Source organism: Acetobacter thailandicus (assembly GCF_011516655.1).
GTDB lineage: Bacteria > Pseudomonadota > Alphaproteobacteria > Acetobacterales > Acetobacteraceae > Acetobacter > Acetobacter thailandicus.
The window spans coordinates 461707-474940 of record NZ_WOSV01000001.1 but is presented as its reverse complement, the minus strand read 5'-3'; the positions used below and the strand labels follow the sequence as shown (position 1 = coordinate 474940).

Sequence of the window (13234 nt, the reverse complement as noted above, 5' to 3'; positions counted from 1 at the left end):
TTCATATGCAGGGGTCTGCTGCGTGCCTGAACCGCAATCACTTTATAACCTTAAAGAAAACATTGTTCACCATGCAACGCGGCAGCCACATATTCTGATCGTTGAAGATGATGACGAAATCAGATTACTGCTCGAACAATATCTGTCGCAAAAAGGGTACGTCACCTCAGCAGCGACCGACATGGAAGGCATCGAGCTTATTTTTGCAAGAGATCCTGTTGATCTCATTCTTCTTGACCTCATGCTTCCCAAGGAAGACGGCAGAACATTGTGTCGTTACATTAAAGAAAAAACTAATCTCCCCTTATTAATTATCAGTGCTCTTTCAGAAGTCAGCGACCGTATCACCGGCCTTAACCTTGGTGCTGACGACTATATTGCCAAACCTTTTGACCCAAGTGAGCTTGAGGCACGTATTCGGGCTGTTTTTCGACGCAATCAGAATACCGGCCTGCCTCAGGAGTATCGTTTTGGTACATGGCTTTTTTTGCCACGCAAAAGCATACTTTATAGTCAAAAGGGTGTGCGGATTACTCTGACGGGTGCTGAAACTAAATTACTACAGGAATTTTGTCTCAACCCTGAAATACTTATGAGCCGCGCCATGCTGGTTGAAGCTCTGAAAGGGGATGCTGATGAACTTGAACCTCGTGCCATTGATCTGATTATTAGCAGATTAAGACGAAAACTTTCAGAAGAAGGTGGCCAGCTCGAGCTTATTCGTACAGTCCGTGGTGAAGGCTATATTTTTCAGCCTCAAACACAGCGCTCAGAAGGCTAGCCTTCTCATGACAGTCCGTTACACACTCTGGCCACGTCGTATTTCCACTCAGATGTCGGCTATTCTTATCATCTGTATGCTGACAACATTGTTCATCATCGCCTGTCTTCTGACTATTTTCAGGCCTTATGTGCCTCCTGTACCCTATGGCCCATGGGCGAGCACTATGGCCCTTGAAACAGGCTTTACTGCTATAGAAAGTATGCCTGAGGCTGAGCAACCTGTTTTTGCCAGAAAAATTTCCAATCCTGACCTCAGTTTTTTCGTCAATGAAAATGTTCCATGTCAGGAAAAAGCCAGTGCTTTCTCCACTGAAGGCTTACGCCGCATACTACAAAGCCGACATGCTGACACACTTGTCAGCGTCAAAACCTGCAGCACTGATGACCCGGGTACAACAGTAAGTTATGTCAGCTTTGACCGTGGACGGTATATTGCACTTATTAATAACAGAATGAACTCTTACTGGCCTCATGTTCTGCATGTAGCAATGCCATTAATCGTTGCTTTCTCATCTCTTACCCTGATGGTCATCACTTTGTCTTTCTGGTCGGTCCGGCGCATTAACCGACCTCTGAGCGACCTGGCTGAACGCGTCGATACCTTTGGTTATGACATCAGCCCGACACCGCTTGACGAAAATGGTCCGGCAGAAATTCAAAGCCTGGCAATGGCCTATAACCGTATGCAAACACGTATTGTGCAGCATGTTGAAGAACGCACACGTATGCTCATGACAATTGGACACGACCTGCGAACCCCCCTCACCCGCATGGCAATGCGGGTAGAACTTGGAGAAAGCACTCTTAAAGCCGATGCATTGCGCCGTGATGTCAGTCTGATGACCCATATGCTCAATGGTGCTTTGTCTTTTCTGCGCGGCCAGAATGACGAAGAACCTGAAGAAACTACCGATCTTGACTCTCTTATCGAAAGTCTGTGCACCGCTTTTTCAGATACGGGAAAGCCTGTCTTCTACACTCCGGGCGACCAGGTGGTATGCTGCTGCCAGCCCGTTGCCCTCTCACGCGCTCTGAACAACCTGATCGAAAATGGCCTGAGATATGGTGGTGATGTCACCGTGATTTTGCAGGCGTCAGAGCAAAAAGCCATTATCAGCATCAGCGATAATGGCCCGGGAATTCCCGCAGAAAGTAAAGAGGCCATGCAACTGCCATTTACACGTATGGACCAGGCTCGTTCATCTCCTGCCGGGCTTGGTCTGGGCCTTTCAATCGTCAGGCAGATTATTGACCGGCACAAAGGCACTATGGCGCTGCTTGATAATTTACCAGAAGGGCTTCTTGTGCAAATCACCCTTCCTGTCAGCGGGCACAGTATCTCTTCCCATCGACCACAGTTAACTTCTCTTCCACACCACTAAACAGACGATTTTAGGATAGTATCATGTCAGATCCGATTCACCCCAAAACGTCTGAAACACAGACAAAACGCTCATCATCTAAAAAAATGCTGCTGATAGGTGCTGTTATTATCATTGCAGGTGCAGGGCTGTGGCGTTTCTCAACCCGTCACACCACAACGCATCTTACTGCAGATCAGACTACACCCGTTGCTGTTGCCGCTGTCACACGCGGAGATATGCCTGTTATCTTTACAGAACTAGGCACGGTTATCCCCATTACAAATGTCACAGTACAGACCCGCGTTTCGGGCTACCTTATGAAAGTTCTTTATACAGAAGGACAGGAAGTCAAAGAAGGCGATTTGCTGGAATTAATTGACCCTCGCCCTTATGAAGCGCAGCTAAAACAATATCAGGGTCAGCTCATTGCTGATCAGGCACAGCTGGCACAGGCCCGTATGGATTATACACGGTACCTGAAACTGCAAAAACATGATGCTATTGATACACAGACAGCCCAGGACCAGAAGTACAAAGTTGAACAGCTGGAAGGTACTGTACAGGCTGATGAAGGACTAATTCAAACCTATAAACTCGATATTGAATATTGCCATATCTACGCTCCTGTTTCAGGTCGCATTGGTATCCGTGCTGTTGACCGGGGCAATTATGTCGCCGCCGGACAAACTAACGGGCTGGCAACACTGGCACAGATGTCGCCTATCTCTGTTATTTTTACCGTACCACAGGATAAGCTCAGCACGGTATGGAAAACCCTGCGCAAAGAGAAAACTTTGCCTGTACAAATATGGGATAGCGAGAATGCCGAAAAGCTGGCTGATGGCACGGTCAGTAGTCTCGACAGTGAACTCGACACTTCAACAGGTACCGTCAAATTACGCGCCCTGTTGCCCAACGCTGATGAAAACCTTTTCCCCAACCAGTTTGTCAATGCACACCTGATTATCAGAACAGAGCACAATGTTCTGCTTATGCCAGAGACTGCCGTACAAACCGGGCCAGATGGTTCTTACGTATACCTCACGGATGCAAACAACACCGTGCATGTACAAAATGTAAAGCTTGGCACCAGTCAGGATACCACCGTTGTCATAACAGATGGTCTCAAAGAAGGGGACAAAGTTGTTATCTCAGGTGTCGACCATCTGAGAAACGGCTCACGGATCAGTATTCCGGCTAACTCACCAGCAAAAGCCAGCGGAAACGGACAATGAATTTCTCACGGGTTTTCATCGACCGGCCAGTTGCGACCACCCTGCTTTCTATAGCTATTCTTCTGGCCGGTTTTATCAGTTACCGCTTCCTGCCTGTCTCAGCGTTACCTGAGGTAGACTACCCGACAATTGTGGTACGCACTTTCTACCCGGGGGCAAGTGCTGATGTCATGATGACATCAGTAACAGCACCTCTCGAAGGTGAAATGGGGCAAATGCCCGGCCTTGACCAGATGACCTCACAGTCATCTGCCGGCGCATCCGTAGTGACACTGCGTTTTTCACTTTCAACATCACTCGACGTCGCTGAACAGGAAGTTCAGGCTGCAATCAATTCAGCCAACTCCCTGTTACCATCTGCCCTGCCTGCACCACCAATTTATTCAAAAGTTAACCCGGCTGATACGCCCATTCTTATTCTTGGTGTAACTTCAGCGACCCTTCCTCTCCCTGAAGTGCAGGATTACGTTGCCACGCGTCTTGAACAAAAAATCAGCCAGATATCAGGCGTCGGAGAAGTCTCTCTCTCCGGTGGGAATAAAAAAGCTTACCGCGTGAGCGTCAATATTCCTAAAATGACATCATACGGTATTGATATCGATACGCTGCGTACAACCATTAATAATATTAATGTAAATACGCCCACAGGCAGTTTTAACGGTGAATATCAGAACCGAACCATAAATTTCCAGGGGCAGATATCAGACACTGAGCAGCTTCTCAACCAGGTTATAGGCTGGTCCGCTACCAGCAAGGGCCCTGTACGGATACGTGATATTGCTACGGTATCAGAAGGGGCAGAAGATGATGAACTGGCAGGCTGGTCTGACACAGACCCTGCAATTATTCTCAACATCAGGCGTCAGCCTTCAGCCAATATCCTGAGTACAGTCAATGCCATTAAACAAAGACTGCCACAACTTGAAACCGAACTCCCCGCGGGTGTAAAAATCAAGATACTGACAGACCGTACAACCACTATTCAGGCTTCAGTTGCTGACGTTGAGTTTGAACTTATCCTCTCTCTGATTCTGGTAGTTGCCGTTATTTTTGTTTTTTTACACGACCCGTCAGCTACTGTTATTCCGGCCCTTTCTGTACCATTGTCAATTATCGGCACACTTGCCGTAATGCATCTGGCCGGGTTCTCTCTCGACAACCTTTCCCTCATGTCTCTCACTATCGCAACAGGCTTTGTCGTTGACGATGCGATTGTTATGATTGAAAACATCGCACGCTATGTTGAAAAAGGAGAAAGCCGCTATAAAGCGGCTGTTGAGGGTTCTGGTGAAATTGGTTTTACCATTATCTCTCTGACGGTCTCACTGATCGCCGTGCTCATTCCTCTGCTGTTCATGAGCGATGTCATTGGCCGGCTTTTTTACGAGTTTTCAGTAACTCTGGCTGTGACAATTATTATTTCGGCAGCTGTATCACTGACACTGGTACCTATGCTTTGCGCACGCCTGTTAAAAGATCATGATCACAGTGGAGAAAAACCCAAATGGGCAACAGCCACTGACCACTTTATTACCCGCGTCATAGAAGCTTACGGCAAGGGTCTTCACCTGGTGTTACGCCATCAGACACTTACAATGCTCTGTTTCGGTATAACGCTGATTGCAACTGCAGCTCTTGTTATAACCATCCCTAAAGGACTCTTCCCTGAACAGGATACCGGTGTTTTACAGGGCATTTCAGTAATGGATGGCTCTATCTCTTTCGATGAAATGAAAGTGCTGCAAAGCAAACTTGGAGCCACATTGCTTAAAGACCCCGATGTAGTAAGTCTCTCTTCCTATATCGGAGTAGATGGTGATAACACAACACTGAGCCGCGGACGTTTTGAAATTAACCTCAAAGCACATAATAAGAGAACGCTGACAGCCAGTGAAATTGCCTTGCGCCTGCAGGAAGAAGCCCAGCAGATACCAGGCACACGACTATATGTGCAGCCTGTGCAGGACCTTACACTGAACACAACCGTATCAGCGACGCGCTATCAGTTTCTGATTGAAGACACCAGCGTAGACCGTCTGACATCATGGGTACCTCAGCTGATCAGTGCGCTGCAAAAAGCTCCCTCTCTTTCTGATGTAACATCTGACCTTCAGGCAAAAGGACTGGCCGCTGACGTCACACTTAACCGCTCTACCGGTGCACGCTTTTCAATTACACCGCAGACGGTTGATAACCTGTTATATGACTCATTCGGGCAGCGTCAGATTACAACTATTTACACGCAGGCAAATCAGTACCGTGTTATTCTTGAAGCACTGCCTGAGTTACAAAAAAATCCTTCAGCACTTGACCAGCTTTATATGGCAGGAAGCGCATCACGCGGGAGCGACACAACCGGCCCTGAACGTGACCCGACATCGGGGCTCGTACCATTAGGCTCAGTTGCAAAAATCACGTCATCAACAGCACCTCTGCTCATTACCCATGTAGCGCAATTTCCTGCAGCAACAATTTCGTTTAATGTCACGCCGGGATACTCACTGGGAGATGCCGTAACAGCTATCGACAAAACACGTTCTGCCTTACATCTTCCTGATACCATGCGGACATCCTTTCAGGGAACCGCACAGGTTTTTGAAAGTAGCATGTCGAGCGAAATGTGGTTAATTCTTGCTGCCCTCGCCGCTGTATATATTGTTCTGGGTGTTTTATATGAAAGCTTCATTCATCCACTGACAATTCTGTCAACACTACCCTCAGCTGCTGTCGGTGCTCTTCTGATGCTATGGATCACAGGAGCAGGACTGGATATTATGGGGGTTATCGGCATTGTTCTGCTGATTGGTATCGTCAAGAAAAACGCGATCATGATGATCGACTTTGCTCTTGAAGCCGAGCGTATTGAAAAACAATCACCTGAAGCATCAATTATTCAGGCAGCGATGCTACGCTTTCGTCCTATTCTGATGACAACTCTGGCAGCTATGCTCGGCGCTGTGCCACTGGCCCTTGGCACCGGGGTTGGCTCTGAACTACGCCGCCCGCTGGGTTATGCTATTGTCGGTGGACTGCTGGTCAGTCAGCTTCTGACACTATTCACCACCCCGGTTATTTACCTGAAAATGGAATATATGCGCCAGCGTGTCGTTTCATGGCAGCAAAGGCACAAAAAATCTGCATCCAGCTCTTCAGGAGAATTATAAATGTCTCCTGTTGCTTTGTGTGTCAAACGCCCGGTAGGCACAACACTTATCGTTATTGGTATGATACTGGCCGGTCTCATTGGGTATACAATGCTGCCGGTTGCAAGCCTGCCAGCCATTGATATGCCCATGATTCAGGTCTCCGCTCAGCAATCAGGCGGGACACCTGAGGAACTGGCGAGCACTATTGCGGAACCTCTTGAACGGCATCTTGGGACGATTTCAGGGCTGAATGCGATGACTTCACGCTCCGTCACAGGGCAGGTCAGTATCTCACTCCAGTTTGTTTCATCACGTAATGTCAACAGTGCCGCCAGAGATGTGCAGGCCGCCATTCGTGCAGCCCGTACAGACCTGCCAACAACCCTGCGACAGGATCCATCATACCGCATTGCCAATACATCAGGCATGCCTATCCTCGTTATGGCACTGACATCAAAAACCCGTACACCAGCACAACTTTATGATGAAGCCACAAATGTGCTGGCTCAGCATCTTGATTCAGTAAGCGGTGTTGGTGACATTCAGCTTGGTGGCAGTGCTCTGCCTGCCGTTCGCGTTGAGATGAACCCTCTCAAACTCTACAAATATGGAATCGGGTTTGAAGATATCCGTGCAGCCCTGGCATCAGCTAACGCGAATACTCCCAAGGGATTTATCACTCGTGGTAAACAGCGCCTTATTCTGCAGACAAACGACCAGGTACATGGAGCAAAAGACCTGAAAGGTCTGATCGTTGCCTACCGTAGCAACCGCCCGGTTCACCTTATTGATGTTGCAGATGTAACAGACAGTGTAGAAAATGTCGAAACAGGTGGATTTTATAATCAGACACCTGCTGTTCTGGCCATCGTTTTTCCACGATCCGGTACAAATGTTGTCAAAACAATTAATGAGATCCGTGCAAAATTTCCACTATTACACTCAGCTTTGTCTGCTGATGTAGAGCTACATGTCTGCAGCGATCGTTCTGTCACCATTCGTGCTGCACTTGAAGACACACAGCGCACTCTTGTTCTTTCTGTTATTCTGGTTATCGCTGTAGTTCTGCTTTTCCTACGATCACCACGTACAACTATGATCCCTGCTGTTGTTATTCCCTCATCTCTCATAACGACTTTTGGCGTAATGAAACTGATGGGATACTCCCTCGACAGTCTCTCTCTGATGGCTCTGACCATTGCGACAGGATTTGTTGTGGATGATGCCATTGTTGTACTTGAAAATATCAGTCGTCATATCGAAAATGGCATGCCACACAAAGAAGCTGTTCTGAAAGGGGCAGAAGAGGTCGCTTTTACTGTTTTTTCAGTTTCACTCTCACTGGTTGCCGTTTTCTTTCCCATTACGATGCTTGGGGGCATGCTTGGCGGCCTGCTCCATGAATTTGCTATGACCATTTCAATTACCGTCATGGTGTCAATGGTGCTGTCACTCACCCTTACCCCCATGATGTGTTCCTTTATGCTCAAATCAAAAGAGGAAATGGATCATGAAGAAAGTATCAGAAACAAAAACTGGCTAAACAAAATTTCTGCTTTTCTGGAAAATGGTTTTAACCTTCTTCATGACAGTTATGGTCACATGCTTGACCGCTCGCTTAAACATCCTGTTCTCGTACTTCTCTCACTTCCGGCAACTATTGTTATTATGGGTATACTTTTTATTATTATGCCCAAAGGTCTTTTTCCTGAAAGTGATACAGGATCACTGATGGCTCATCTGGTCGCCGATCAGTCTATTTCTTTTAAAAGCATGATAGGTAAAGTTAAGGACGTTGAAAATCGTATACTGAGCAACAAAGAAGTTAATAGTGTTGTCGGCTTCCTGGGTGGTCGTGACTCAGCTAACCAGGCTATGATTTTTATTGAACTGAAAGAGAAAGATCAACGCAAAGTATCAGTTGATAAAACGGTTGCTGACCTCAGGCAACGTACAGATAATATTGCAGGAGCAAAGTTTCTTTCCAGTGTGCCAAGTTTGCTGCCTGGTGGCCCACGCTCAGGCAATGCGGCCTATCAGTACACACTTGAGAGCGATGATGCCGCCACTCTCTATCACTGGATGCCCCTGCTTCAGCAGGCTTTACAAAAGCATTCTGAATTAGCTGATATTTCGACAGATATTCAGCAAAAAGGTCTGGCTGAAAATGTTAATATTAACCGTGACAGTACAGCCAGAACCAGTCTGACAGCACAACTTGTAGCTAACACACTTTATGATGCCTATGGTCAGCGGGCTGCATCAGTTATTTATAATGCGCTTAACCAGTATCGTGTTGTTATGAATGTTAAGCCAGAGTTCTGGAAAAATGCAGATATGCTGCAAATGACATGGGTTAGCACAGCAGGTGGCACCGCAAGCGGCAGCACGCAAAGTAATACAATCCGCTCATCTGGTACAACAACTACATCTTCATCATCATCTGATGTCGATGATGCAACATCTGCACAAAACAGCCAGTCTTTTAAAAACCAGATTGCTAACAGCCTCGCTGGAGGAAGTGGTGCATCAAATGGCTCAGCTGTCTCTTCTAATGCTGAAACTATGGTACCACTATCCGCTATTGCTCATATGTCACGCGGCACCACACCAGTGAACATTAATCATCAGGGACAGGCCATTGCTGCAACGTTATCTTTCAACCTGACTGCAGGAGCATCTATAAATGATGCGGCACGTATTATTGCCGATGATATGGCAAATCTGAAAATACCATCCTCTGTCCATGGTGGATTTGCAGGAACAACGGCTCGCCTGCAGCAGGAAAGCAGTAACGAGCCTTTAATTATTCTCGCAGCACTGCTCGCTGTTTATGTTGTTCTGGGCATTTTATATGAAAGTTATGTCCACCCGATTACCATTCTATCCACCCTGCCCTCTGCCGGCGCAGGAGCCCTGCTTGCACTTTATCTGAGCGGACAGGAATTTGATCTTATCGGACTTATCGGCGTTATTCTTCTGATAGGTATAGTTAAGAAAAATGCTATTATGCTCGTAGATTTTGCAATCACTGAAGAGCGTGAACATGGCCTCTCGGCTCATGATGCTATTTATCAGGCCTGCATGCTGCGCTTTCGCCCTATCCTCATGACAACACTAGCCGCAGCTCTTGGTGCAGTACCGCTCGTACTGGGGAATGGTTATGGCATAGAACTACGCCGACCTCTTGGCATTGCTATCATTGGTGGCCTTGCACTTAGTCAGGTACTAACACTTTTCACCACTCCGGTTGTGTATATTTACCTGGACAGACTTGGCATGTGGGGACGCAAAGCTATTCCCGCTGTTGTACATGCTATCCTGAAACCTCTTCGTTCCATACGTATCCGTCGCTCCTGACCTCTTTCGGAATATTGTTGCCATGACACTCTCCCGCTCTTCACTTTCCGGTCGGTCTCTGCTCAAGACAATGGCTGCGCTGATTACCCCCACAATTTTATCAGGCTGTATTCTGGTCGGGCCGAATTATAAACGCCCCAAAGCTGTGCTTTCTGCAAAATTCAAAGAAACACAGCCGGCACCTGGATGGTCAAAAGCGCAGCCGGATATGGCTGCTATTCCCAAGGGTACCTGGTGGACAATTTATAACGATCCGGTTCTGAATGAACTGGAATCACAGGTTTCAATCTCCAACCAGAATCTTAAAAAATACGAAGCCCAGTATCGCAATGCTCAGGCTCTTGTCATGGCTGCTCAGGCCAACCTTTACCCAACCCTTACTGGAGGGCTTAATTTTTCACGAAACAGTCAGGGGGGCACAGCAACATCAACAAGCGGAACACAATACAGCACAGGCAGAACACGCAATACCTACGCCGCACAGTTGTCAGCAGACTGGACCGTTGATATCTGGGGTAAAATCCGCCGTCAGATCCAGGAACAGGTTACAGCCGCACAGGCAAGTGCTGCTGATCTGGCTAATGCACGCCTCTCTTACCAGTCACAGCTGGCTCAGGATTATTTTGAGTTGCGCTACCAGGACTCACTCAAAGCACTACTTGAACGTAATATCACGTTATACGAGCACACACTTGCTATTGTACAGGCTCAGCACCAGGGCGGCACAATGAACGGTAATGATGTATGGCAGGCTCAGAACCAGCTGGATGCTGCGCGCGCCAATGCAACAGCAACAGACGTTACACGTTCAGAATATGAACATGCCATTGCTGTGCTTATAGGCAGACCTCCAGCCGAACTTTCGCTGTCACGAAACACTCTTCCTGCTTCCATTCCGGAAATTCCTGTTTCTATACCAGCATCTTTACTGCAACGTCGTCCTGATATTGCATCGGCTGAAAGAGCCATGGAACAGTATAATGCTGAGATTGGTGTTGCAATTGGCGCCTTCTATCCTCAGCTTTCCTTGTCCGCCGCTTATGGATACAGCGGCAACCCTGTTCAGTCACTCATTCAGGTTAGCAACCGCATATGGTCTCTTGGTGCATCGGCTTCACAAACTATTTTTGCCGGTGGTGCACGCACAGCAGCTGTTGAAGAAGCCAATGCAGATTATGACAGTGCTGTCGCAACTTACAGACAAACTGTTCTTACGGCCCTTCAGGATACGGAAGATCAGTTATCCAGTCTGAGGATATTAAAACAACAGGCTGAAGAGCAGAAACATGCTGTGCAGTCAGCTATTCACGCAGCTGATGTCTCTGTCAGTCAGTATAAATATGGTACTGCTATTTATACAACCGTACTTACAAGCCAGCGTAGTGCGCTCAGTAGTCAGCAAACAGCCTTACAAATTCAGCAAAATCGTTTACTTGCCAGTGTTAAGCTGATTGCTGATATGGGGGGTGGCTGGAATATCGACGAACTTCCGTCAAAAAACTATCTGCAACGTCATAACCCTCTGGTTCCAGCATTTATTGAAAATAGTCTCCAGAAATAACTTAATAAAAAATCTGTCAGAAAGTTCTCTCTGACAGATTTATTTTTTACCCAAGAGGGATATATAATATATAATTTTTATATATTATAGTTATGAACTATTAAAAAAATTAGATTAAAATATAACAGCAACCCTGGCACCAAATGTATCACCACTATTACTACCGATGTAATCTCCCGTCGCATTATAAACATGAGCGTGCGTATAGTTAAACATCAGATGCGCTGTGCTCATAAGATACCAGTTAAGACCAGCGGTTAACGTCCATGCATCTGCTCCTGAGAAAACATGAGACGAATTTGCCCAGTCCCAGCGGAAAGCCAGCTCCCACGCACCCATACCACCATCAATCACCGGATGCAGGACATGTGGCAGACCCCACACGCCATTACGTGGCATATAGTTCGGCTTCTCACCTGTCAGAAAAACACCATACTGAGCACTAAATGCCCTGACTGTGCCTGTCATACCGGCAAAATCAGTCGAACTCGAAGCTATCCCTGAAGTACGCCGCAATGTCATACGACGTGCACCGAACTCAACAAGAGCCCACATACTCTTCCTCATACCGAAAAGTTCCAGCCCCCCGGCAAATGAATGTGCAAGAGGAGCTGTTGGGCCAAACTGCAAATTAAAGTTATTATTTGTACGACTAAGTGCCTCTATATCCTGCGTAAAATTTTGTGCCGGTTTAACATCTTCATAGTAACCCCATATCCCCAGGTGCAAAAGATATGTGTTGTTTCTGAATGGAATATAATGTGCTCTTGCTAAATAAGTAATATCGTCACGTATATTATTTTTCATGTTAACGTTGTTAACCTGATCACCAGCTATCTGTGTCGCCACATGCCAGTTATTACCATATATTTTATAAGCCCCGCCAAGACCATACCACCCCATAACCGGCACCAGTGTCGTAGCAACTAAATCGCGGTCCAGAAAGACGGTATTATATGAACCTGTCGAACCATCAAAGCCACGTTCTGAAAATTTATGCCCAAGCGTATATTCAGCAACGTGACCGAATGTTTTTGTTGTCCATGTCGCATAAGCACTCATCAGAACAAGTGAGTTGCTTGAGAAATCACTCTCGATAACCCATGACAGTTGTTTAATTCGACCTTCAGCACCGATACGCGCAGCACGCATCATCGTTCTGGAAACATTCAGATTATGAAAACGACTACCAAAAGAAGACCCATAATCAGCCAGGATCCTGCCTCTCAGACGGAATGAATAATCACCATTCTCTGTCGTAATGGCGGGAATTCCATTTCCCCACTTCAGGATCAGACCATTGACCTGTGTCGTGCTTTTATTATCTCTTGCTGAATAACCAAATAATTTTTCAAAATAATTATTACTCTCTGCTCTTTCTGCATAAGGATCATGAAACCTGATACTTTCCTCTGGTGTTCCGGAATAATTTATTCGCCTTACAACACTCGCATCTTCATTCTGCTTTTTATTGTAGGTTACTTTTTTAACATAAACTTTACGGGACTCTATTTGCCCCATGCGCTTTTCAAGAGACTGAATCTGTTGTGACTGTTTATTTATAATAGCAATTAACTGAGATATTTTGTCATCATACTTACTTTGACCAGCATAAGCTGGCGCAGCCATAAAAAATGAAAATACAATTAGCGATACTAATTTTTTATTATTATTTTTGATCATAACTATATTATTTATTTTTTGATAGAGTCAGTTTATTGATAGACAAAGCAGAATGTTCCTCTGAAAAGTTGTTGCATTTCTGGAATAGCTGAATTGCAAAGT

At 46.3% G+C, this 13234-nt stretch carries 7 protein-coding genes; 6 read left to right on the top strand and 1 reads right to left on the bottom strand.

Annotated elements, in window-relative coordinates; genetic code table 11:
- Positions 1-22: 22 nt before the first annotated feature.
- The 6 genes from GOB58_RS02150 to GOB58_RS02125 are packed head-to-tail and all read left to right on the top strand — an operon-like array spanning position 23 to position 11449.
- Positions 23-781: a response regulator transcription factor gene (locus GOB58_RS02150; RefSeq protein WP_086635666.1), complete on the top strand. Its 759-nt coding sequence runs from the start codon at positions 23-25 to the stop codon at positions 779-781.
- A gap of 7 nt (positions 782-788) precedes the next feature.
- Positions 789-2165, top strand: coding sequence for an ATP-binding protein (locus GOB58_RS02145; protein ID WP_173559192.1), 1377 nt, complete (start codon positions 789-791; stop codon positions 2163-2165).
- Positions 2166-2188: 23 nt separating this feature from the next.
- Positions 2189-3382 (top strand): efflux RND transporter periplasmic adaptor subunit, encoded by a 1194-nt coding sequence (locus GOB58_RS02140; protein WP_173559191.1) that lies wholly within the window; start codon positions 2189-2191, stop codon positions 3380-3382.
- A complete protein-coding gene (locus tag GOB58_RS02135) occupies positions 3379-6546 on the top strand; it encodes an efflux RND transporter permease subunit (protein WP_173559190.1) in 3168 nt (1055 codons plus the stop codon). Before GOB58_RS02140 ends, GOB58_RS02135 begins: the two co-directional genes overlap by 4 nt.
- Positions 6547-9888 (top strand): efflux RND transporter permease subunit, encoded by a 3342-nt coding sequence (locus GOB58_RS02130; protein WP_173559189.1) that lies wholly within the window; start codon positions 6547-6549, stop codon positions 9886-9888.
- A 22-nt stretch (positions 9889-9910) separates the two neighbouring features.
- Positions 9911-11449, top strand: coding sequence for an efflux transporter outer membrane subunit (locus GOB58_RS02125; protein WP_173559188.1), 1539 nt, complete (start codon positions 9911-9913; stop codon positions 11447-11449).
- Between the two features lie 114 nt (positions 11450-11563).
- Here the strand turns inward: GOB58_RS02125 and GOB58_RS02120 are convergent, their stop codons facing one another.
- Positions 11564-12970, bottom strand: coding sequence for an OprO/OprP family phosphate-selective porin (locus GOB58_RS02120; protein WP_173559187.1), 1407 nt, complete (start codon positions 12968-12970; stop codon positions 11564-11566).
- Positions 12971-13234: the final 264 nt, after the last annotated feature.